This window comes from Streptococcus mitis (assembly GCF_946190065.1).
GTDB lineage: Bacteria > Bacillota > Bacilli > Lactobacillales > Streptococcaceae > Streptococcus > Streptococcus mitis_DE.
Genome location: NZ_CAMHZD010000001.1, coordinates 28,651 through 51,942 on the forward strand (window position 1 = coordinate 28,651; position 23,292 = coordinate 51,942).

Annotated in this window: 25 protein-coding genes; 11 read left to right on the forward strand and 14 right to left on the reverse strand. The window is 40.5% G+C overall.

Going from position 1 to position 23,292, the window contains the following annotated elements; all coding sequences use genetic code 11:
• Positions 1-29: 29 nt before the first annotated feature.
• A complete protein-coding gene (locus tag OCF96_RS00145; RefSeq protein WP_001096324.1) occupies positions 30-770 on the reverse strand; it encodes an amino acid ABC transporter ATP-binding protein in 741 nt (246 codons plus the stop codon).
• Positions 770-2,935: an ABC transporter substrate-binding protein/permease gene (locus tag OCF96_RS00150; protein ID WP_261444585.1), complete on the reverse strand. Its 2,166-nt coding sequence runs from the start codon at positions 2,933-2,935 to the stop codon at positions 770-772. The genes OCF96_RS00145 and OCF96_RS00150 overlap by 1 nt, the downstream gene beginning before the upstream one ends.
• A gap of 173 nt (positions 2,936-3,108) precedes the next feature.
• On the opposite strand from OCF96_RS00150, the gene OCF96_RS00155 reads away from it, so the two are divergent.
• From OCF96_RS00155 to OCF96_RS00175, 5 genes are all read left to right on the forward strand, one after another.
• On the forward strand, positions 3,109-4,062 hold the full coding sequence (locus OCF96_RS00155; protein WP_261444586.1) for a CPBP family intramembrane glutamic endopeptidase: 954 nt from the start codon (positions 3,109-3,111) through the stop codon (positions 4,060-4,062).
• A gap of 76 nt (positions 4,063-4,138) precedes the next feature.
• Positions 4,139-6,127, forward strand: a complete 1,989-nt coding sequence (gene uvrB, locus OCF96_RS00160; RefSeq protein ID WP_261444587.1) for an excinuclease ABC subunit UvrB — start codon at positions 4,139-4,141, stop codon at positions 6,125-6,127.
• Between the two features lie 9 nt (positions 6,128-6,136).
• Positions 6,137-6,700, forward strand: a complete 564-nt coding sequence (locus OCF96_RS00165) for a GNAT family N-acetyltransferase (protein ID WP_261444588.1) — start codon at positions 6,137-6,139, stop codon at positions 6,698-6,700.
• Positions 6,687-7,154 (forward strand): GNAT family N-acetyltransferase, encoded by a 468-nt coding sequence (locus tag OCF96_RS00170; protein ID WP_419991736.1) that lies wholly within the window; start codon positions 6,687-6,689, stop codon positions 7,152-7,154. Before OCF96_RS00165 ends, OCF96_RS00170 begins: the two co-directional genes overlap by 14 nt.
• A gap of 72 nt (positions 7,155-7,226) precedes the next feature.
• Positions 7,227-7,694 (forward strand): 8-oxo-dGTP diphosphatase, encoded by a 468-nt coding sequence (locus OCF96_RS00175; RefSeq protein ID WP_000085593.1) that lies wholly within the window; start codon positions 7,227-7,229, stop codon positions 7,692-7,694.
• Here the strand turns inward: OCF96_RS00175 and OCF96_RS00180 are convergent.
• The 5 genes from OCF96_RS00180 to coaB form a co-directional block, all read right to left on the reverse strand.
• A complete protein-coding gene (locus OCF96_RS00180; RefSeq protein WP_261041516.1) occupies positions 7,691-8,206 on the reverse strand; it encodes a transcription repressor NadR in 516 nt (171 codons plus the stop codon). The two genes, OCF96_RS00175 and OCF96_RS00180, sit on opposite strands and share 4 nt — an antisense overlap.
• Before the next feature lie 11 nt (positions 8,207-8,217).
• A complete protein-coding gene (locus OCF96_RS00185; protein ID WP_261444590.1) occupies positions 8,218-8,745 on the reverse strand; it encodes an ECF transporter S component in 528 nt (175 codons plus the stop codon).
• 177 nt (positions 8,746-8,922) lie between these two features.
• Complete coding sequence (locus tag OCF96_RS00190) at positions 8,923-9,486, reverse strand: ECF transporter S component (protein ID WP_000747412.1); 564 nt, start codon at positions 9,484-9,486, stop codon at positions 8,923-8,925.
• Positions 9,470-10,021 (reverse strand): phosphopantothenoylcysteine decarboxylase, encoded by a 552-nt coding sequence (coaC, locus tag OCF96_RS00195; RefSeq protein ID WP_261444591.1) that lies wholly within the window; start codon positions 10,019-10,021, stop codon positions 9,470-9,472. Before coaC ends, OCF96_RS00190 begins: the two co-directional genes overlap by 17 nt.
• 11 nt (positions 10,022-10,032) lie before the next feature.
• Positions 10,033-10,722, reverse strand: a complete 690-nt coding sequence (gene coaB / locus OCF96_RS00200) for a phosphopantothenate--cysteine ligase (protein ID WP_261444592.1) — start codon at positions 10,720-10,722, stop codon at positions 10,033-10,035.
• A 229-nt stretch (positions 10,723-10,951) separates the two neighbouring features.
• Here coaB and OCF96_RS00205 point away from each other — a divergent pair, with 229 nt between their 5' ends.
• The 3 genes from OCF96_RS00205 to radC all read left to right on the forward strand — a co-directional run bounded on the left by OCF96_RS00205 (position 10,952) and on the right by radC (position 15,996).
• A complete protein-coding gene (locus OCF96_RS00205) occupies positions 10,952-12,622 on the forward strand; it encodes a formate--tetrahydrofolate ligase (protein WP_261444593.1) in 1,671 nt (556 codons plus the stop codon).
• A 359-nt stretch (positions 12,623-12,981) separates the two neighbouring features.
• On the forward strand, positions 12,982-15,273 hold the full coding sequence (gene pcrA, locus OCF96_RS00210) for a DNA helicase PcrA (RefSeq protein ID WP_261444594.1): 2,292 nt from the start codon (positions 12,982-12,984) through the stop codon (positions 15,271-15,273).
• 42 nt (positions 15,274-15,315) lie between these two features.
• Positions 15,316-15,996 carry a RadC family protein gene (gene radC, locus OCF96_RS00215; protein WP_261444595.1) on the forward strand — a complete coding sequence of 227 codons (681 nt, stop codon included), beginning with the start codon at positions 15,316-15,318 and terminating at the stop codon, positions 15,994-15,996.
• Here the strand turns inward: radC and OCF96_RS00220 are convergent.
• The 7 genes from OCF96_RS00220 to OCF96_RS00250 all read right to left on the reverse strand — a co-directional run bounded on the left by OCF96_RS00220 (position 15,993) and on the right by OCF96_RS00250 (position 20,764).
• Complete coding sequence (locus tag OCF96_RS00220) at positions 15,993-16,682, reverse strand: gamma-glutamyl-gamma-aminobutyrate hydrolase family protein (protein WP_261444596.1); 690 nt, start codon at positions 16,680-16,682, stop codon at positions 15,993-15,995. The two genes, radC and OCF96_RS00220, sit on opposite strands and share 4 nt — an antisense overlap.
• 17 nt (positions 16,683-16,699) lie before the next feature.
• On the reverse strand, positions 16,700-17,341 hold the full coding sequence (locus tag OCF96_RS00225; RefSeq protein ID WP_000653417.1) for a redox-sensing transcriptional repressor Rex: 642 nt from the start codon (positions 17,339-17,341) through the stop codon (positions 16,700-16,702).
• A gap of 82 nt (positions 17,342-17,423) precedes the next feature.
• Positions 17,424-17,639: a DUF4649 family protein gene (locus tag OCF96_RS00230; RefSeq protein ID WP_033687052.1), complete on the reverse strand. Its 216-nt coding sequence runs from the start codon at positions 17,637-17,639 to the stop codon at positions 17,424-17,426.
• 7 nt (positions 17,640-17,646) lie between these two features.
• A complete protein-coding gene (locus tag OCF96_RS00235) occupies positions 17,647-17,994 on the reverse strand; it encodes a DUF1831 domain-containing protein (protein WP_000863540.1) in 348 nt (115 codons plus the stop codon).
• A gap of 4 nt (positions 17,995-17,998) precedes the next feature.
• A complete protein-coding gene (locus tag OCF96_RS00240; protein WP_261444597.1) occupies positions 17,999-19,114 on the reverse strand; it encodes a cysteine desulfurase family protein in 1,116 nt (371 codons plus the stop codon).
• 9 nt (positions 19,115-19,123) lie between these two features.
• Positions 19,124-20,083 (reverse strand): ribose-phosphate diphosphokinase, encoded by a 960-nt coding sequence (locus tag OCF96_RS00245; RefSeq protein WP_049515404.1) that lies wholly within the window; start codon positions 20,081-20,083, stop codon positions 19,124-19,126.
• 111 nt (positions 20,084-20,194) lie between these two features.
• Positions 20,195-20,764, reverse strand: a complete 570-nt coding sequence (locus tag OCF96_RS00250) for a CYTH domain-containing protein (RefSeq protein WP_024057591.1) — start codon at positions 20,762-20,764, stop codon at positions 20,195-20,197.
• 128 nt (positions 20,765-20,892) lie between these two features.
• Here OCF96_RS00250 and yjbM point away from each other — a divergent pair, with 128 nt between their 5' ends.
• The 3 genes from yjbM to OCF96_RS00265 are packed head-to-tail and all read left to right on the forward strand — an operon-like array spanning position 20,893 to position 23,259.
• Positions 20,893-21,564: a GTP diphosphokinase gene (gene yjbM, locus OCF96_RS00255; RefSeq protein ID WP_000171682.1), complete on the forward strand. Its 672-nt coding sequence runs from the start codon at positions 20,893-20,895 to the stop codon at positions 21,562-21,564.
• Positions 21,548-22,366: an NAD kinase gene (locus tag OCF96_RS00260; RefSeq protein WP_261444598.1), complete on the forward strand. Its 819-nt coding sequence runs from the start codon at positions 21,548-21,550 to the stop codon at positions 22,364-22,366. The genes yjbM and OCF96_RS00260 overlap by 17 nt, the downstream gene beginning before the upstream one ends.
• A complete protein-coding gene (locus OCF96_RS00265; RefSeq protein WP_084927305.1) occupies positions 22,363-23,259 on the forward strand; it encodes an RluA family pseudouridine synthase in 897 nt (298 codons plus the stop codon). The genes OCF96_RS00260 and OCF96_RS00265 overlap by 4 nt, the downstream gene beginning before the upstream one ends.
• Positions 23,260-23,292: the final 33 nt, after the last annotated feature.

Sequence of the window (23,292 nt, forward strand, 5' to 3'; positions counted from 1 at the left end):
AACTGCAAGGAAATCCTTACAGTTTAAGTTTAGACGTTTAAGACCTTGTCCAAGAACTCTTTCAGACGTGGGTGTTGAGGGTTATCAAATATTTGATCAGGTGTTCCGTCTTCAAGGAATTCACCATCTGCAGTAAAGATAACGCGGTTGGCAACCTGACGGGCAAATCCCATCTCATGGGTTACGATAATCATGGTCATGCCTTGTTCAGCCAATTCCTTCATAACGTTTAGTACGTCTCCGACCATCTCAGGGTCAAGGGCTGAAGTTGGTTCATCAAAGAGCATGATGTCTGGATTCATTGCAAGTCCACGAGCGATGGCCACACGTTGTTTTTGACCACCTGATAGGCTATCTGGGTTAGCATTAGCTTTATCTGCTAGACCAACCTTTTCAAGCAATTCCATTCCCAATTTCTCAGCTTCTTCCTTAGTCATTAACTTGTGCTCAATAGGAGCAAAGGTGATGTTGTCCAATACAGACATATGAGGGAAGAGGTTGAAGTGTTGGAATACCATACCGATATTTTCACGGACGTGGTCAACGTTGGTTGTTTTTTCAGTTAAGTCATAACCGTTCACAGTGATGTGACCGCTCGTAACTTCTTCTAGAAGGTTGAGGCTACGAAGAAAAGTTGACTTACCAGAACCTGAAGGCCCGATGATACAGACAACGTCTCCTTCGTAGAATTTAGTTGTAATCCCTTTTAGGACCTTATTTTTTCCATATTGCTTGTGTAAATCATTTACATCAATTTTTAATTTTGCCATTAACGAATCCTCTTTTCTAAGCGTTTCGCTAGTTTAGTCAAAAGTGTGATAATTACAAGATAGAAGATAGCAAGGATTGCATACATCTTGAAACTTTGGTAGTTACGGGCAATGATAATCTTACCAGTTTGGAAGAGTTCAACCAAACCGATAGCAGATACGATAGTTGTATCTTTAAGAGCGATAACGAATTGGTTAACAAAGTTTGGCAACATCAATTTAGTTGCTTGTGGCAAGATAATCTTACGCATGGTTTTTCCATAAGAAATCCCCAAGCTTCGGCTGGCTTCCATTTGTCCAACTGGAACGGCCTGAATACCACCACGAACAATCTCAGCGATATAAGCAGCTGCATTGAGCGATAGGGCAATGGTACCAGCAACAAAGTCGTTAATTGGACTTTGTTGGCCTGTGATGGACTCGATAAAGTTTGGAATTCCCCAGAAGATGAAGGCTGCAAGAATCATCAATGGAATACCACGAATAACGTCAACGAAAATCTCAGAGATGACGCGAAGAGATTTGTATGGGCTAACGCTAAACATACCAAAGATAATCCCGATGACAATGGCAATAGCAAATGAGATAAGAGCTAGAGCAAGAGTGATACCAAGACCGCTAAGGAGTTGTTTGTAGTTGTTTTGAAGCAAGCCCCAGATTGTTGTTTCGTCAACAGTGCTTGTTGAAGCAGCTGAAGATTCGCTAGCTAGGTATTTGTCAAGAATCTTTTGGAATTCACCGTTTGCTTTAAGGTTTGCAAGTCCGTTATTGAACATTTCAATTAATTCTGGATTTGCTCCTTTTTTAACAGCAAAGGCTGTTTCACCGATTGGAGTTCCAGCGATTGGGGTTTTCAATTTTTGTCCTTGGCTGATAGAATATTTGAGAACAGGTTCATCATCCATAACGGCATCAATGGCACCAGTATTTAAACTGTCATACATTGATGAACCATCAGCGAAGGTTTTAATTTGATAACCGTATTTGCTTTGATTTTCTGTTAGGAAGGTTTGAGAAGCAGTTCCGTTTTTAACACCGACCGTCTTCCCTTTCAAATCTTCATAAGAAGCAATGGTGCTTGATTCTTTGACGCCGAGGATTGTGTTTGCAGTGTAGTATGAATCTGAGAAATCAAAAGTCGCCTTACGAGCATCTGTGACAGACATACCAGCAATGATACCATCTGCTTGACCAGCTTGGACAGCGTTAATAGCGGCATCGAAACCAGGGTTGATGATTTCAATTTCAAAACCTTGGTCTTTAGCGATGGCCTTAATCAATTCCATATCAATACCAGTAAATTGGTTGCTTGAGTTTTGGAAAACAAAAGGTGCAAAAGAAGAATCGCTGGCAATGATGTATTTAGCTTTAACAGGAATAGCTTTTAAGCCTGCTAGAGTAGTTGTAGTTGGCACTGCTGAAGATGATGAAGCAGTCCATTTCTTGATGATTTTATCAAGACTACCATCTTTTTTCATTTCAGCCAAGGCTTGGTTAAATTCAGTAACCAGGTGCTCGTATTTGCTTCCTTTTTTAACACCGAAAGCAAAGCTACCTACAGCTTCCCCATCCATTTCGATATGGAGGTCTTGACCTTGGTTGATGGCATACTCGATAACAGGTTTATCATCCATCATAGCATCAATGGCACCAGCACTTAAGCTGTTGTTCATCAAATCACCAGTGTCAAATGTTTTAATGGTAAAGCCGTATTTGTCCTTAATACTTTCAAGGAAACGTTGAGCGGCAGTTCCGTTTTTAACACCAACAGTTTTACCTTTTAATTGGTCATACTGACTAATCTTGTGTGCCTTTGTAGTTGCAATGACAACTTTTGTATCATAGTAAGTATCAGACATGGTAAAAACTTTTTCACGTTCTTTCGTCTTTGTCATCCCTGCCATGATAGCGTCAGCTTGACCAGCTTGAACCGCATTGACCGCTGCGTCAAACCCAGGATAGGACATCTGAATGTTCCATCCTTTAATCTCAGCGACTTTGTTGATAATGTCAACATCAATTCCTTTATAAGTTTGATCTGAATCTTTAAACTCAAAAGGTGCATAGGCGGTATCAGACACAATCTTAATCGTTTCTGCCTTCACAATACCTAATGAGAAAATTGGGAATAAAATTAGCAAAAATGCTAGAAATTTTTTCTTCATTTTTAGTCTCCTTTTCCGAATATTTTCCCATTATATCAGAAAAAGTAAAAAAAGGCAAATTTTTTATATTTTTGTGTCAGAAAATGTAACATAGGTTATTTCTTTTCTTTCTTGAATTGCTACTATAAAGTGCTATAATAATAGTATATAATAGAAGAAAAGAGGACAGGGATATGAAGAACAAAAGAATATTTAAAGACTTCCAAGCTTCAAAAATGAGTTTAAACATTTACACAAGCCCCTTGCTAGCCTTTGCTTTTGTCTTCATAGGAGAGTTTGTGGCTTATACTCTGTATGGTATTAGTTTGTTAGCTCTCATCGGACTTGCTAGAAATTTTGGAGAGACTGGTCAAAATCTTGCAACCTATTTGCAGACCTTGCATCAGAGCTTGATGGATAAAACAAGTGACTTTCGTTTAATTTTAGAATTGCTGGCCTTTGGTTTTGTTCTTAACACTGTGTTTAGATGGACTAGAAAAGTTGAGAAAAGACCTATTCGAACTTTAGGATTTTATAGAGAGAATTTCCTCAGCAATCTTCTTATAGGATTTGGTATAGGTCTGGCACTTTTTCTTCTGACCTTGTTAGGTTTGGTGGCCTTAGGGCAATATCGTTTGGAATCCATTCACTTGAATCTTTACTCGCTTGTCTTTGTAGTCTTTACTATCCCTTTTTGGATTTTACAGGGGACAACAGAAGAAGTGGTGGCCCGTGCTTGGCTCCTTCCTCAATTGGCCTCAAGAACCAATCTAAAACTTGCTGTTCTTATATCTAGCCTATTCTTTACCCTGCTCCATATGGGCAATTCTGGTATCACCCCTCTATCTCTAGTGAATCTCTTTTTATTCGGAGTTGCCATGTCACTTTACCTTCTCAAAACCGATACAGTTTGGGGTGTTGCAGGTATTCATGGAGCTTGGAATTTTGCTCAGGGAAATTTATTTGGGATTTTAGTTAGTGGACAACCATCGGGAACGTCTCTGATGACCTTTTTACCACAAGGCAATCAAGCCTGGCTATCAGGTGGTTCTTTTGGGATTGAAGGTTCTATCATGACAAGTTTAGTCTTGTTACTTTTGATTTTCTATCTCGCTCATCAATTAAAGAAAGAAAATGAAAGGATGTGACTTCGTTCCGTCCTTTTCTTCGTGAAAATGATATAAGTGTGCTAAAATAGGAATAGCACATCGAGAGAGGATTCTTATGATTAACCGCATTACAGATAATCAATTTAAACTAGTATCAAAATATCAACCATCAGGAGACCAACCTCAAGCTATCGAGCAGTTGGTAGATAATATCGAGGGGGGCGAAAAAGCTCAGATTCTCATGGGGGCGACTGGAACAGGGAAGACCTATACTATGAGTCAGGTCATTTCCAAAGTCAATAAACCCACTCTAGTTATTGCCCACAATAAGACTCTGGCAGGACAGCTCTATGGGGAGTTTAAGGAATTTTTCCCTGAGAATGCTGTTGAGTACTTTGTATCTTACTATGACTATTACCAACCAGAGGCCTATGTCCCTTCTAGTGATACCTACATTGAGAAGGATAGTTCTGTCAATGACGAGATTGACAAACTTCGTCACTCAGCGACTTCGGCCCTTCTGGAGCGTAATGATGTTATCGTCGTAGCTTCCGTCTCTTGTATCTATGGTCTGGGTTCGCCCAAGGAATACGCTGATAGTGTCGTTAGTCTGCGTCCAGGTCTTGAAATTTCTCGTGATAAACTCTTGAATGACTTGGTTGACATCCAGTTTGAGCGAAATGATATTGATTTCCAACGGGGAAGATTTCGTGTGCGTGGAGATGTGGTGGAGATTTTCCCAGCTTCCCGTGATGAGCATGCCTTTCGAGTAGAATTCTTTGGAGACGAAATTGACCGTATTCGTGAGGTTGAAGCTTTGACAGGTCAGGTCTTGGGAGAAGTGGATCATTTGGCGATTTTCCCAGCTACTCACTTTGTGACCAATGACGACCACATGGAAGTTGCTATAGCCAAGATTCAGACCGAGTTGGAGGAGCAGTTAGCTATCTTTGAAAAGGAAGGCAAACTGCTTGAAGCCCAGCGCTTGAAACAACGGACAGAGTACGATATCGAAATGCTGCGTGAGATGGGCTATACCAACGGGGTTGAGAACTATTCACGTCACATGGATGGACGGAGTGAGGGTGAGCCTCCTTATACCCTTCTCGACTTCTTCCCAGATGATTTTTTGATTATGATTGACGAGAGTCACATGACTATGGGACAAATCAAGGGCATGTACAATGGAGACCGTTCGCGTAAGGAAATGCTGGTTAATTATGGTTTCCGTTTGCCATCAGCTTTGGACAATCGTCCTCTCCGTCGGGAGGAGTTTGAGAGTCACGTTCATCAGATTGTTTACGTTTCAGCAACACCAGGCGACTATGAAAATGAACAGACCGAGACAGTGATCGAGCAAATCATTCGTCCGACAGGGCTTTTGGACCCAGAGGTGGAAGTCCGTCCGACTATGGGACAGATTGATGATCTCTTAGGTGAAATCAATGCCCGTGTTGAAAAGAACGAACGAACCTTTATCACAACCTTGACTAAGAAAATGGCAGAGGATTTAACCGACTACTTTAAAGAAATGGGCATTAAGGTCAAGTACATGCACTCAGATATCAAGACTTTAGAGCGGACAGAGATTATCCGTGACCTGCGCTTGGGTGTCTTTGACGTCTTGGTCGGAATCAACCTCCTTCGTGAAGGGATTGACGTTCCTGAAGTGAGCCTCGTAGCGATTCTTGATGCTGACAAAGAAGGTTTCCTTCGTAATGAACGTGGTCTTATCCAGACCATTGGACGTGCTGCTCGTAACAGTGAAGGGCATGTTATCATGTATGCGGACACTGTGACTCAGTCTATGCAAAAAGCTATGGATGAAACAGCTCGCCGTCGGAAAATCCAGATGGCCTATAATGAAGAACATGGTATCGTTCCACAAACCATTAAGAAAGAAATCCGAGACCTGATTGCCGTGACCAAGGCAGTTGCCAAGGAAGAGGACAAGGAAGTCGATATCAATAGTCTCAATAAACAAGAGCGTAAAGAACTCGTCAAGAAACTCGAAAAACAAATGCAAGAAGCCGTTGAAGTGCTTGACTTTGAACTAGCAGCTCAGATCCGAGATATGATGTTGGAAGTGAAGGCGTTGGATTGAGGGATAAATATGATCGATTTAAGAAAACTAATAGAAGAAGATTTGGTGCCTTTGTGGGAAATTGCTTATTCACAATCTAATCCAATTTGGAAGCAGTATGACGCTCCCTATTATGACGATTATCAGTATTTTCCTAATTTTCAAGAATTTAAACTACAAAAATTAGAATCCACTCTAAACAACTCAAATCGCCGTGGTATTTTTGTTGATGATAAACTAGTTGGGACTGTTTCGCGCTACTGGGTATGTAAAGAAACAAGATGGATGGAATTGGGAATTTGTATTTATGACAACAAATTTTGGAACTCTGGAATTGGAAAAGCTGCTATGCTACAGTGGATAAATCGAACATTTCAGGATTACTTGGAGTTGGAGCATCTTGGTTTGACAACTTGGTCAGGAAATTTTGGTATGATGAAATTGGCTGAAAAATTAAGAATGAAAAAAGAAGCTCATATTCCAAAAGTTCGTTATTATCAAGGTGTTTATTATGATAGTATTAAATACGGCATTTTGAGAGAAGAATGGGAGGAAGCAAATGATCATTACTGTCAAACAGATGGAAACTTCTGAAGAGATAGAAGGTAAGTCCCTCGTTCACTGGCAGACGTGGAGAGAGGCTTATGATGGCCTTTTGCCTGCAGAATTTCAGGAGACGATGACACTAGAAAGATGTCGATTCTTTAGTCAAAAATATCCAGAAAATACATTGATCGCGATGGATGGCATGAAGGTGGTTGGTTTTATCAGTTATGGTAACTTTCGTGATGAGACTATTCAAGCTGGTGAAATTATTGCTTTATATGTTTTAAAAGACTATTATGGAAAAGGTATTGCACAAAAGTTAATAAAAGCAGCTTTGATTGCTCTTAATCATTTTTCTGAAATTTTCTTATGGGTATTGAAAGATAATAAGCGCGCAATTGCTTTCTATCAAAAAATGGGCTTTACTTTTGATGAACAAGAAAAGATACTTGAACTTGGAAAGCCCATAAAGGAAAAACGGATGGTATTCTATTCTAAATAATTTTAAAAAGTAGAAGCTAATGGTACTGGTACCAAGTCTAAAAATTTAATAAATTAGAAAGTGAGTAAATTTATGTCTCGAGCACAATTAACGATTTTAACAAATATTTGTCTGATTGAAGATCTCGAAGCTCAGCGCGTGGTGATGCAGTATCGCGCTCCTGAAACTAATCGCTGGTCCGGTTATGCCTTTCCAGGAGGCCATGTAGAAAATGGCGAATCTTTCGCAGAGTCTGTCATTCGTGAAATCTATGAAGAAACAGGGTTGACTATCCAAAATCCTCAACTTGTCGGCATTAAAAATTGGCCACTAGATACAGGTGGGCGCTATATTGTCGTTTGTTATAAGGCAACTGAGTTCTCTGGTACCCTTCGCTCTTCAGATGAAGGAGAAGTTTCTTGGGTGCAAAAAGACCAGATTCCAAACTTGGATCTGGCCTATGATATGCTACCTTTGATGGAGATGATGGAAGCATCGGACAAATCTGAATTTTTCTACCCTCGCCGTACAGAAGACGATTGGGAAAAGAAAATTTTCTAATCCTTTACTAAATAACCTAGCTGATCCAAGGCCTCCTCGATATAGTGGAGGTCTTGTTGTGTTTCGGCTTCGACTAGGTGGTAATGGACACCATCTGTCAATTCAGATAAAGGTTTAAAATCAGAATGCTCGACTTGTTCTAGAAAATGTTGAACATCTCTGCGGCAAGACAGTTTAAGCAAGGTTTCAATTTCTCCATAAACGGGATGGTCAATCAAAGTATTCTGGACACGCCCTCCATTATCGACGATAGCAAGGAGTTCTTGACCGATTTCTTCAACTTCATGTTTCACCTTGAAAAGTTTATGGACATAAGGATTGGTATCAATTTGCTTATAGACGTAGCCACGATTAGTAGATAGGATAGGAGCGCCATCGGCTCTCAAAATTGCAATGTCCTGCACAATGACCTGACGTGTGACATGAAAATGTTCCGCCAAACTTTGGCCATTAAGGGCTTTAGGAGTTTCTTTCAAGAGTTGGAGCAGAGCTTGTTTGCGATCTTTTGTCATAGCTTTTCCTTTTAACGGCGTTTTCGAAGCACTTTATAGACAGCTAGTGCTAATGTATAGTCTACCATACTATGGATAATTGTGCCAAATCCAACTAGTACAAATAGAACATAAAACATATTTTCTACATTGGTACCAGAAGTTGCGTAGAAAACGACACAGGCCAATACTTCAGCAAGGGCATGGATAAGCGCTAAAACAAAGTTGAAAATCCAAGAAGATTTTGCTTTATCTAGGGTATCGGGAAATTTTTGTAGGTAAAGAGCTCCTAGAGTTCCAAAAAAGATATGGGAAAAAGCTCGAAATACGATAACCATGGGATATCCAGCCATCAAAAATCCAAAACTAGAGGCTAGTATGACAAAAATTGCCATTAAGGGCGACAAGAACATGGCTATAAAAATAGCAATGTGACTTCCCAAAGTGTAAGAAGCAGGTGGAATGACAATCTTGAAAGGCATAACAATTGGAATCAAAATTGCAATAGCTGTTAAGAGGGCTGTCATTGTCATAAATTGTGTCTTTTTCCGTGTATTCATAAGAATCTCCTTTTTATCTGTATATACACTAGTATAGTACAATAAAGAAGACAATAAAGCAAGGATTTACTTAGGTTTATAGGTCATTTTTAGTTAGATATTGGTAAAGATTTCACTAATAATAGTAACTATATCAAACAAAATCTCCACCTTCAGGTTTGAAAGTGGAGATTGTTTTTATTTTTTCAAAGTCTGTAGTCGTGGAACAATGGCTAAGGTTAGAACTGCGGAAATGACTAATTCAGCAATCGAATTTGTTGAGATAACAGTTGCTAGGAGTTTTTGGATATTACCATCAAAAACATTTCCAAAAAGGTAGAAAATTCCACCAAGGACAAAGACAGTATTTGTCAAGGAACCAAGGGCACCAGCTAGAATCAGACCAGTCTTATTTTTCATCAGCTTATAGACTAAGTAAGGAGTTAAACCAATCAAAATACGTGGGACAATGGCAATGATAGCTGAGTAGATGTTCCCATTTGGTACGAAAGGAGAGAAGAGGTAGCTGGTTGGCAGAATCGTAATTGTGTTAACCGTCAAGCTAAGTAGCCCCATCAAAAATCCAAGTGTAACCCCAACGCGTGGACCGTAGATAATGCTGGCAATAATGACAGGAATATGAACGATGGTCGGTTTGATTGGGAATGGAAAAAGGTTAAAGATAAGTGAGCTTAGAAAATGAATCACAAGCATGGTTGCAAAGAAGATAGCAATGGGCGCAATATTAGATCGTTTTTTCATCGAGAGTTTCCTTTATTCTTTCTAAAATAATTGTGAGGTCGGCTAAAGCTCCTCGTCCATGGTCTCCACAAGCTAGTAGGGATTCCTTAGGAGCAATCAGCTGATAGCCGTAGGTTTCTAATGTTTTCAGATTAGCCTGAGTTGCTGGATGTTCATACATCTTTGTATTCATAGCAGGTGCGATGAGTTTGGGAATATGACTTGGCAAGGCTAGAGCAATACAAGTTACTATGTTGTCCGCAAAGCCGTAGGCTAGTTTTGCAATAGTGTTAGCTGTTGCAGGGGCCACGATAAATAAATCTGCTTTTTTTCCAAGTTCGATATGATTGACTTGATCAGGATAGGGTTCCTTCATGACATCTAGGTGGACAGGATTCTGTGATAAGACCTGTAGTGTCAATGGTTGGATAAACTCTGTAGCAGCCTGAGTCATTAAGACAGTGACATGATGACCTTGTTTTTTTAGAGAACTGACTAAATCTGCCGACTTGTAAGAGGCGATTGACCCCGTTACAGCCAAGAGAATGTTTGCCATAGCTTTCCTTTCTACGAATGATAGCCTTGAATTTTTTCAAGGAGGAGATCTGCAATTTCTTCTTTAGTTTGGACTGTTTGAAGCTGATTTTTTTCAACAAAGATTGCACGATGTTGATCTGCTGAAATTTGAGACAGGTCATTTGCAATAATCAAGTCTGCTTGGTTTTTGATAAGACTTTTTCTAGCAACTTCAACTAGATAATCTTCGTTAACATCAACCAGCAGTTTGAAACCAATCAGATGAATAGCAGGATTCCATTCCTTGACCAGAGAGATGATTTTGGGTGTCTTTTTTAGGAACAAAACCTGAACCTCGTCAGTTGAAGAAATCTTAGTCTGATGATTCTGCTTGCTTAAAAATTCTTCTAGATTGGAGCTAGCTTGAACTTCCTCAAGCCCTGTCATATAAACAGGAGTGTAGTCAGAAACAGCCATTGAGTGGATCAAGACCTGATAATCCTGAACATGTTCTTGCATTTCAAGTAGAAGGTCCTTGGTATTGTTAATTTCTCGAATACTTAGGTTGGGATGGGATTCTGGCTTCACAGCTCGTTTTGTCGTAATTAAACAAACTTCATGCCCTGCAGCAAGCAAGGTTTCTGTGATGATTTTCCCCAAGTGGCCTGTAGAATGGTTAGTGATAGAGCGGACGCGATCGATAGCTTCACTGGTACCGCCCGATGTAACTAAAATTTTCATAGCACTATTGTACACAAAAATAAACGGTAAGTAAAATGAAAGCGATAAATTTTTGGTAAAAATGAAGATTTACTATAGTTTCAAACTATAAAGCCATATAAAATTTAAGAAAGGACTCTAAAAACCTTAAAAACAGGGATATTTACGAACGTTTAGAGAGTTTTAGGATGTTAAAAATCTTGTTTTGTGTTATAATGAATTATCACATTAGAGGTTAGAGGAGTTTTGAATGAAAACAGATATTGAAATCGCACAGAGTATTGAGTTGAAACCAATCGTTGATGTTGTAGAGAAACTTGGTATTTCTTACGACGATTTGGAGTTGTACGGAAAGTACAAGGCTAAGCTCAGCTTTGATAAAATTCGTGCAGTTGAGAGCAATCCAGTTGGAAAATTGATCTTGGTTACTGCCATCAATCCAACACCTGCAGGTGAAGGAAAATCAACTATTACCATTGGTCTTGCGGATGCCTTGAACAAGATTGGCAAGAAAACCATGATTGCTATCCGCGAACCATCTCTTGGTCCAGTAATGGGGATTAAGGGTGGTGCTGCTGGTGGTGGTTACGCCCAAGTCCTGCCAATGGAAGACATCAACCTCCACTTTACTGGAGACATGCATGCCATTACAACTGCTAACAACGCTCTTTCTGCCTTGATTGATAACCACTTGCACCAAGGAAATGAGCTAGGAATTGACCAACGTCGTATCCTCTGGAAACGTGTAGTGGACTTGAACGACCGCGCCCTTCGTCATGTGACCGTTGGACTTGGTGGTCCTCTAAATAGTGTTCCTCGTGAGGATGGCTTTGATATTACAGTTGCTTCCGAAATCATGGCAATTCTTTGTTTGGCAACAGACATCGAGGACTTGAAACGCCGTTTGGCTAATATCGTTATCGGATATCGCTATGACCGTACACCAGTTTCTGTAGGTGATTTGCAGGTTGAAGGTGCTTTAGCATTGATTTTGAAGGATGCTATTAAGCCAAACTTGGTTCAGACAATTTACGGTACACCTGCCTTTGTACACGGTGGTCCATTTGCTAATATTGCTCATGGATGTAACTCTGTTTTGGCAACGACAACAGCCCTTCACTTGGCTGATTACACAGTTACTGAAGCTGGTTTTGGTGCAGACCTTGGTGCTGAGAAATTCCTTGATATTAAGACACCAAACTTGCCAACATCTCCAGATGCAGTTGTTATCGTCGCAACCCTTCGTGCCCTTAAGATGAATGGTGGTGTAGCTAAAGACGCTTTGACAGAAGAAAATGTAGAGGCAGTTCGTGCAGGTTTTGCCAATTTGAAACGCCATGTTGAAAATATCCGTAAGTTCGGTATTCCAGCAGTTGTTGCGATTAACGAATTTGTATCTGATACAGAATCTGAAATTGCAGCCTTGAAAGAACTTTGTGCCTCAATCGATGTACCAGTTGAGTTGGCAAGTGTCTGGGCTGATGGCGCAGAAGGTGGAGTAGCACTTGCTGAAACTCTTGTCAAGACTATCTCTGAAAATCCAGCTAACTACAAACGTTTGTATGATAATGACCTTTCTGTTCAAGAAAAGATTGAAAAGATTGTTACTGAAATCTACCGTGGTAGCAAAGTGAACTTTGAGAAGAAAGCTCAAACACAGATCGCTCAAATCGTTCAAAATGGTTGGGACAAATTGCCAATCTGTATGGCTAAAACTCAATATAGTTTCTCAGACAATCCAAATGCACTTGGAGCACCTGAAAACTTTGAAATTACCATTCGTGAATTGGTACCAAAATTAGGTGCAGGTTTTATCGTTGCCTTAACTGGTGACGTCATGACCATGCCAGGACTTCCAAAACGACCAGCTGCTCTCAACATGGATGTTGAAAGCGATGGAACAGTATTAGGTTTGTTCTAGTATATTGCAATTTACTTTATACTCTTCGAAAATCTCTTCAAACCACGTCAGCTTTACCTTGCCGTATATATGGTTACTGACTTCGTCAGTTCTATCTGCAACCTCAAAACAGTGTTTTGAGCTGACTTCGTCAGTCTTGTCTACAACCTCAAAGCAGTGCTTTGAGCAACCTGCGGCTAGCTTCCTAGTTTGCACTTCGATTTTCATTGAGTAATAAATGAGTTTGGAGATTTTAATCCAAGCTCATTTTTTATCTAGATATAAGGAGTTGCCTTCTACACGTAACTAGTCTAGGTAAAGATATTTTCCCTGAATTCTGATATAATAGAAATAGTGACTTCAAGAGTAAGGAAGAGAAGATGAACGCATTATTAAATGGAATGAATGACCGTCAGGCTGAGGCGGTGCAAACGACAGAAGGTCCCTTGTTGATTATGGCGGGGGCTGGTTCTGGAAAGACTCGTGTTTTGACCCACCGTATCGCTTATTTGATTGATGAAAAGCTGGTCAATCCTTGGAATATCTTGGCCATTACCTTTACTAACAAGGCTGCGCGTGAGATGAAGGAACGTGCTTACGGACTCAATCCAGCTACTCAGGACTGTTTGATTGCGACTTTTCACTCCATGTGTGTTCGTATTCTACGTCGTGATGCGGACCATATTGGCTACAACCGCAATTTCACTATTGTAGATCCTGGTGAACAGCGAACTCTCATGAAACGGATTCTCAAGCAGTTGAACTTGGATCCGAAAAAATGGAATGAACGAAGCATCTTAGGGACTATTTCCAATGCCAAGAATGACTTGATTGATGATGTAGCTTATGCTGCCCAAGCAGGTGATATGTATACACAAATCGTGGCTCAGTGTTACACGGCTTACCAAAAAGAGCTTCGTCAGTCAGAGTCGGTTGACTTTGATGATTTGATTATGCTGACCTTGCGTCTCTTTGATCAGAATCCTGATGTTTTGACCTACTACCAGCAGAAGTTTCAGTACATTCATGTTGATGAGTACCAAGATACCAACCATGCTCAGTACCAACTAGTCAAACTCTTGGCTTCCCGTTTTAAAAATATCTGTGTGGTTGGGGATGCGGACCAATCTATCTACGGTTGGCGTGGTGCTGATATGCAGAATATCTTGGATTTTGAAAAGGATTATCCTCAAGCCAAGGTTGTTTTGTTGGAGGAAAATTACCGTTCCACTAAAACAATTCTCCAAGCGGCCAACGAGGTCATTAAAAACAATAAAAACCGCCGTCCTAAGAATCTCTGGACCCAAAATGCTGATGGGGAGCAAATCGTTTACTATCGTGCCAATGATGAGCTAGATGAGGCTGTATTTGTGGCTAAAACTATTGATGAACTTGGTCGCAGTCAAAACTTCCTTCACAAGGATTTTGCAGTTCTTTATCGTACTAATGCGCAGTCCCGTACTATTGAGGAAGCCTTGCTCAAGTCCAATATTCCATATACAATGGTTGGCGGAACCAAGTTCTACAGCCGTAAGGAAATCCGAGATATTATCGCTTACCTTAACCTCATTGCTAATTTGAGTGACAATATCAGTTTTGAGCGTATTATCAACGAGCCTAAACGTGGAATTGGGCCAGGAACCGTTGAAAAAATCCGTGACTTTGCGAATATGCAAAACATGTCCATGCTAGATGCTTCTGCTAATATCATGTTGTCTGGTATCAAGGGTAAAGCAGCCCAGTCTATCTGGGATTTTGCCAATATGATTCTGGATTTGCGAGAGCAACTGGACCACTTAAGTATTACTGAGTTGGTTGAGTCGGTACTAGAAAAAACAGGTTATGTCGATATTCTTAATGCCCAAGCGACTCTAGAAAGTAAGGCTCGGGTTGAAAATATCGAAGAGTTCCTTTCTGTGACGAAAAATTTTGACGACACCTCTGATGTGCCAGAAGAGGAAACTGGTTTGGACAAGCTGAGTCGTTTCTTAAATGACTTAGCCTTGATTGCGGATACAGATTCAGGTAGTCAGGAGACATCAGAAGTGACCTTGATGACCCTGCATGCTGCCAAAGGTCTCGAGTTTCCAGTTGTCTTTTTGATTGGGATGGAAGAAAATGTCTTCCCGCTTAGTCGTGCAGCTGAGGATCTAGATGAATTAGAAGAAGAACGCCGTCTGGCCTATGTAGGAATTACGCGTGCAGAGAAAATCCTCTATCTGACCAATGCCAATTCGCGCCTGCTTTTTGGTCGTACCAACTACAACCGTCCGACTCGTTTTATTAACGAAATCAGTTCAGACTTACTTGAGTATCAAGGTCTGGCTCGTCCATCAAATACAAGCTTTAAGGCATCATATAGCAGTGGTGGTCTCGCCTTCGGTCAAGGTATGAGTCTGGCTCAAGCTCTTCAAGACCGTAAACGCAGTGCTGCCCCAAAATCTATCCAGTCAAGCGGTCTTCCATTTGGTCAATTTTCAGCTGGTGCAAAATCAGCGTTTAGCGAGACAAATTGGTCCATTGGTGACATTGCTCTCCACAAGAAATGGGGAGAGGGAACTGTTCTGGAAGTTTCAGGTAGCGGTGCTACTCAGGAATTAAAAATCAATTTCCCAGAAGTAGGTTTGAAAAAACTTTTAGCTAGTGTAGCCCCAATTGAGAAAAAAATCTAATTTTCCATCCTTCTCACGAATAATAAAGTGAGGAGGATTTTTATGTACAGTATTTCATTCCAAGAAGATTCACTATTACCAAGAGAAAGACTGGCCAAGGAAGGAGTAGAAGCGCTCAGTAACCAAGAGTTGCTAGCTATTTTACTCAGGACAGGGACACGTCAGGCTAGCGTTTTTGAAATTGCCCAGAAAGTCTTGAACAATCTTTCAAGCCTAACAGATTTGAAAAAAATGACCCTGCAGGAATTGCAGAGTCTGTCTGGTATCGGCCGTGTTAAGGCAATAGAATTACAAGCTATGATTGAACTGGGCCATCGTATTCACAAACACGAGAACCTTGAGATGGAAAGTATTCTCAGTAGTAAAAAGCTGGCCAAGAAGATGCAACAGGAATTGGGGGACAAAAAACAAGAGCACCTAGTGGCGCTCTATCTCAATACTCAAAATCAAATCATCCATCAACAGACCATTTTTATCGGCTCAGCCACTCGCAGTATCGCTGAGCCACGAGAGATTCTTCATTATGCCATTAAGCATATGGCGACTTCTCTCATCTTGGTTCACAATCATCCTTCAGGAGCGGTAGCCCCTAGTCGTAATGATGATCAAGTCACTAAACTTGTAAAAGAAGCCTGTGACCTGATGGGGATTGTCCTCTTGGACCATTTGATTGTCTCTCATTCTAATTACTTTAGTTATCGTGAAAAGACGGATTTAATCTAAAGTTCATTAACGACATAGTCAAAGAGGTTTTTATCTTTGGGGCGATTTTCAAAAAGAAACTCTGGATGCCATTGGACACCGAGAAAGGCGATATCATCCGTACTAATGACAGCTTCAATAATGCCATCCTTAGGATCATGAGCCGCAATCTTTAAGTTAGGTGCTAAATCCTTGATGCTCTGATGGTGGAAGGAGTTGATATGGGAAATTTCTCCATAGATTTCTCGAAGAACAGTATCAGGTTCTGTTACCAAGCGTTGAGTTGTGTACTCAGCAGAACAATCCTGCCAATGGTCTTCGATATCTTGGTACAAAGTTCCACCCATAGCAACGTTAAAGAGTTGAGTTCCACGACAGACAGAAAAAATTGGCTTTTTCTGTTTAATAGCTTCCTTGATAAGGGCCAGTTCAAAGATATCCCTTTGAAGGTGGTAGTCATCGCTATCGATGGTTTTTGGTTCACCATAGAATTTTGGATCAACATTTTGCCCACCTGTCAAGATGAGTTTGTCAATCATACTGATATAGTGGCTAGCCATTTCTTGATCACCAATCGGTAGGATGATGGGAATCCCTCCAGCGTCTTTAACGCCTTCCACAAAGCCTTTTGCTACGTAGCTCATCATGATGTCATCATCTGGATGAGTTTTTTCGTTTCCTGTAATCCCAATAACTGGTTTTTTCATAAAATGATTTTCGCTTTCTAATCCTCTTTTCGCATGAAGTAGAGGAGGGTTTGGAGTTCACTTGTCAAATCAACATACTGAACGACCACGTCTTTTGGTAAATGCAGATGGACTGGTGAAAAACTGAGAATTCCTTTCACACCAGCATCCACCAAGAGATTGGCAACCTCTTGTGACTTGACGCTGGGAACTGTCAGGATAGCAGTCTTCACATCAGCATCCTTGATTTTATCCTTGATTTGAGAAATTCCGTAAATAGGAATCCCATCAGGAGTTTGGGTACCGACTTCGGGATGGTCATCTAGGTCAAAGGCCATGATAATTTTCATCTTGTTACGCTCGTGGAAGCGGTAGTGGAGAAGGGCATGGCCCATATTTCCAATACCTACCAGCATGACATTGGTGATAGAGTTATCATTGAGCAAATCGGCAAAAAATGTCATCAGTTTTTTGACATCATAGCCAAAACCACGGCGACCTAGTTCACCAAAGTAGGAAAAATCACGACGTACGGTCGCTGAATCAATACCGATAGCCTCTGCAATTTGCTTAGAGTTGGCACGTTCAATCTTTTCTGCATGAAATCTCTTAAAAATTCGATAGTAGAGAGAGAGTCTTTTCGCTGTTGCTTTTGGAATAGCAGACTGTTTATCTTTCACAAAATCACAACCTTTCTATTCTTCTATTTTATAGAAACATTGTGAAAAAATCAACAAAAACAAGAAAAAACTAAGAAAAATCTTAGTTTTGATGTAAAAAATCTGCATGTGATAGAAAACGGTAGAGGTCTCCGACCAGTCCTTGGTAAACTTCCTGCCCTTTAAAGGTCAAAGAAGTTACATAAAGTGTATCTGGTAGGGTCACACATCCTGACAGAGCCAGCATGAGAGCTTCATAATCCTCATACTTGAGTGTACGCTCTACATGATAGTTGTCCTTATAGGTCAGTTCAAACATATGGGACTTATCTTTCCGATTTTGTAAAGACACCACGCTCTACTAAGCTATCCATGAGGAAATAGAATTTTTCTTGATGAATGTGGTGGTCTTCTGATTTGAAAATATCAACTAGACGTAGCCCAAACTTGTCAGTGATATTGATTTTAGCACCTGTAAGTTCCTTGTTAATGATGATTTTGAGTTGGAAGCCTTCACCGCTGTTTGGCACTTTTTCCAAAAGGCGAGTCAGTTCATAGTTACCAACCTTAGTCTCAAAAAAGGTATTGTCCTTAAGGGTGAATTTTTTAACAGAAGGGCTAAGAGTGTAGTCGTAACGACAATTTTTTAACTGAATGGTTTTTTCAAATGCCATATGGCTAACCTCCGATAATTTCTTTTAAGGTTTTTGCGAGGGTTTCTAGGTCTTCAACAGTATTTTCTGGCGACAAACTGATACGAACGGATTCCTTCAAGCGTTCTGAATTTGCCCCGTACATGGCTTCAAGAACATGGCTGGATTGGACAATGCCTGCCGTACAGGCTGAACCAGTAGAGATAGAAATTCCAGCCAAATCTAGACGGAGGAGTAAGAGGTCATTTTTCTGACCAGGAAATCCAATATTGAGGACATAAGGGAGATGATGTTGTCCTCTATTCAAGTAATATTGAATGCCCTCTAGCTCTGTAAGAAAGGCAGTTTCTAGATTTTGTACATGTTGAAAATTGTCTTCTTGTTTTTCTAGGTCTTCTTTTAGAGCTGCAACCATGCCTACGATGGCAGCCAGATTTTCAGTTCCTGCACGTTTTTTCTGTTCTTGGTCTCCGCCATGGAGATAGGAATCAAAGTCCATGCTAGAAGCGTAGAGAAAACCGATTCCCTTAGGACCATGGAACTTGTGGGCCGAAGCAGTGAGAAAATCAATGCCCAATTCTTCGGGATGAATTGGTATTTTGCCAATAGCTTGAACTGCGTCGACATGATAAGCGGCAGGGTGTTGCTTGAGTATTTGGCCAATTTCAGCAATGGGAAGTAGGTTTCCTGTCTCATTATTAGCAAACATGGTAGAAACCAAAATCGTATCGTCACGTAAGGCCTCTTGAATTTGCTGGGCGGTGATTTCTTGATTTTCTGGTTGGATAATGGTTGCTTCAAACCCAAAGTGTTGAACCAAGTAATCAATGGTTTCAAGGACGGCATGGTGCTCAATAGCAGTTGTGATGATATGTTTTCCTTGTTCTTGATGACGAAGGCAGTATCCAATGATGGCAGTATTGTTGCCTTCAGTCCCACCAGAAGTGAAAAAGATATGTTGAGGTTTTGTTCCCAGTAACTGGGCTAGTTCCTGACGGGCTTCTCTCAAGAGTTTTCCAGCTTGACGACCATGACCATGAATACTAGATGGATTTCCGTGGGTTTCTTGCATAACCTTGGTCATCGCTGAAATAGCAACTGCTGACATGGGAGTCGTTGCAGCATTGTCCAAATAAATCAAAGAATCACCTTATTTCTTTTTATTGTAGGCAAAGAGTGGGCTGACTGGTTTTCTTTCGTGGATACGGACGATGGCATCACCAATTAACTCACTAGCAGTGATGTAGCATACGTTTTTAGGAGTTTTTTCTTTTGTTGCTACTGAATCAGTCACAAGAATTTCTTTAATATTAGTATTGTCAAGAAGTTCAGCAGCACCTTCAACAAAGAGACCATGACTAGAAACAGCATAAATTTCTGTAGCTCCTTCACGTTCAACGATTTTAGCAGCTTCAGAGAAGGTGCGTCCTGTATTAAGAATATCATCAATCAAGATGGCTTTCTTACCTTCGACATCACCGATAATATATCCTTCGTTGCGAGTTGCATCGTCTTGTGGGTAGTCGATAATGGCGATAGGAGCATCAAGATATTCAGCCAAACTACGAGCGCGTTTCACACCTGAATTTTTAGGGCTAACAACAACAACATCTGAGCCAAGTAAGCCCTTATCGCAATAATGTTTTGCAAATAGGGGAACTGTGAAAAGGTTATCGACAGGAATATCAAAGAATCCTTGAACCTGAACGGCATGCAAATCAAGCGTAAGGATACGATCGACACCAGCCTTAACTAGCATATTGGCAACTAGTTTCGCTGTAAGTGGCTCACGAGGTGAAGCGATGCGGTCTTGACGTGCATAGCCAAAATATGGAAGGACAACGTTGATACTGTGCGCACTTGCACGAACACAAGCATCAACCATGATTAACAATTCCATTAGGTGGTTGTTAACAGGGAAACTTGTTGATTGGATGATGTACACATCATAACCACGGACACTTTCTTCGATATTTACTTGGATTTCTCCATCTGAAAATTGACGTGATGATAGTTTTCCAAGTGTGACACCAACAGCTTGAGCAATTTTCTGTGCAATCTCTTGGTTAGAGTTGAGTGCGAAAAGTTTCATGTTTTTTCTATCTGACATTATAGACCGTCCTCTGTAAACTTTTTAAATCCTAGTCATATCTGTTTGGCCTATATGAACTGGGATTTTTGTATTTTATCTTTTCTATTTTACCAAAAAATAGAGATTATTTCAGCTATTTTTCATGCTTTTGACAAATCGGACCAATTTTGAGGGAGCTTTTTGATAAGCAACCTGATTTTCCTCTAAAAATTGCTGGAAATCTTGTTTCCCTTGCTCGTGATTTTCAACTTCAAGCTCTAATTCGTAATCTGTAATATCAAAGTACTGACTTTCATCCAGCGCCATGAGACCAATAGCTGTTTGCATTTCATAGCGAAGTGTCGTTAGACAACCAAGAATCTGCCATTCACTAGTTTTAATACCATGTTTCGCCAATTCATCAAGAACCAGCCCCTGAGGAAGTTCTTCCTTAGCCAGGTAGTTTTCAGCATCTTTTAGTTGCAATTTTTGGTTGTATTCCATGTTTCCAATACTTTGCGGGACTTTGAGTGTCAATTCTGCCCAGTCTTCAAAGGTTCGAATGCGCATAGCAACTTTCTTTTCTCGTAGTTCAAAATCAGGCGTGTCTATGTAGTAATTTTTTTGAAGAACAGGAGTGACGTCTGTGAACTGGTCCTTTAGACGATTGTATTCATCTTTTTTCAAGAGTGTTTTCAATTCAATTTCTAAATGTTTCATTTTTTTTACCTTTTCTTTATCGTTGAAAGCGGATTTATGGTATAATAAGCATTGTATTTATTGTATATGAATCTGGAGAAAAAATCAAAGATATTTTTGAAGGATAACATGAGAACAAGGGAGAATATATGACCTTAGAATGGGAAGAATTTCTAGATCCTTACATTCAAGCTGTTGGTGAGTTAAAGATTAAACTACGTGGTATTCGGAAGCAATATCGTAAGCAAAATAAGCATTCTCCGATTGAGTTTGTGACTGGTCGAGTCAAACCAATTGAGAGTATCAAGGAAAAAATGGCTCGGCGTGGCATTACTTATGCGACCTTAGAGCACGATTTGCAAGATATTGCCGGCTTGCGTGTGATGGTTCAGTTTGTTGATGACGTCAAGGAAGTAGTGGAGATTTTGCGCAAACGTCAGGACATGCGAATCATACAGGAGCGAGATTACATTACTCATCGAAAAGCATCAGGCTACCGTTCCTATCACGTGGTAGTAGAATATACGGTTGATACCATCAATGGAGCCAAGACCATTTTGGCGGAAATTCAAATTCGTACCTTGGCCATGAATTTCTGGGCAACGATAGAACATTCTCTCAACTACAAGTACCAAGGGGATTTCCCAGAGGAAATTAAAAAGAGACTGGAAATTACTGCCAAAATTGCCCATCAGTTGGATGAAGAAATGGGTAAAATACGTGATGATATCCAAGAAGCCCAAGCACTTTTTGATCCTTTGAGTAGAAAATTAAATGACGGTGTAGGAAACAGTGACGATACAGATGAAGAATACAGGTAAACGAATTGACCTGATAGCTAATAGAAAACCACAGAGTCAAAGGGTTTTGTATGAATTGCGAGATCGTTTGAAGAGAAATCAGTTTATACTCAATGATACCAATCCAGATATCGTTATTTCCATCGGTGGTGATGGTATGCTCTTGTCGGTCTTTCATAAGTACGAAAACCAGCTTGACAAGGTCCGCTTCATTGGTGTTCACACTGGACATTTGGGCTTCTATACGGACTACCGTGATTTTGAGTTGGACAAGCTAGTGACTAATTTACAGCTAGATACCGGAGCAAGAGTCTCTTACCCTGTTCTGAATGTGAAGGTTTTTCTCGAAAATGGTGAAGTGAAGATTTTTAGAGCACTAAATGAAGCCAGTATCCGCAGGTCTGATCGAACCATGGTGGCGGATGTTGTGATTAACGGTGTCCACTTTGAACGTTTTCGTGGAGATGGGCTAACAGTTTCGACACCGACTGGTAGTACAGCCTATAACAAGTCGCTTGGTGGAGCTGTTTTACACCCAACCATTGAAGCTTTGCAATTAACGGAAATTGCCAGCCTTAACAATCGTGTCTATCGAACGCTGGGTTCGTCCATTATTGTTCCTAAGAAGGATAAGATTGAACTTATTCCAACAAGAAACGATTACCATACCATTTCGGTTGACAATAGCGTTTATTCCTTCCGCAATATTGAACGAATTGAGTATCAAATCGACCATCATAAGATTCACTTTGTCGCATCACCGAGCCATACCAGTTTTTGGAACCGCGTTAAGGATGCTTTTATCGGCGAGGTGGATGAATGAGGTTTGAATTTATTGCAGATGAGCATGTCAAGGTCAAGACCTTCTTAAAAAAGCATGAGGTTTCTAAGGGGCTTCTGGCCAAGATTAAGTTTCGAGGTGGAGCTATTGTGGTCAATGATCAACCACAAAATGCGACGTATCTATTGGATATTGGAGACCGAGTTACCATTGATATTCCCGCTGAGGAAGGTTTTGAAACTCTAGAAGCTATCGAGCGCCCACTGGATATTCTCTATGAGGATGACCATTTTCTAGTCTTGAATAAACCCTATGGAGTGGCTTCTATTCCTAGTGTCAACCACTCCAATACCATTGCCAATTTTATCAAGGGTTACTATGTCAAGCAAAATTATGAAAATCAGCAGGTTCACATTGTGACCAGACTTGATAGGGACACTTCTGGTTTGATGCTCTTTGCTAAGCACGGTTATGCACATGCACGATTAGACAAGCAGTTGCAGAAGAAGTCCATTGAAAAACGCTACTTTGCTTTGGTTAAAGGTGATGGCCACTTGGAAGCAGAGGGGGAAATTATTGCTCCGATTGCGCGTGATGAAGACTCCATTATTACCAGACGTGTAGCTAAAGGTGGAAAGTATGCCCATACTTCTTACAAGATTGTAGCTTCTTATGGAAATATTCACTTGGTCGATATTCGCCTGCACACTGGGCGTACCCACCAAATCCGAGTCCATTTTTCTCATATCGGTTTTCCTTTGTTGGGAGATGACTTGTACGGTGGTAGTCTAGACGATGGAATTCAGCGCCAGGCCCTACATTGTCATTCCTTAACTTTTTATCATCCATTTTTAGAGCAAGACTTGCAGTTAGAAAGTCCCTTGCCGAATGATTTTAGCAACCTTATTACCCAGTTATCAACTAATACTCTATAAAAACAGTTTCAGAGTATAATTATTATCTTAAAG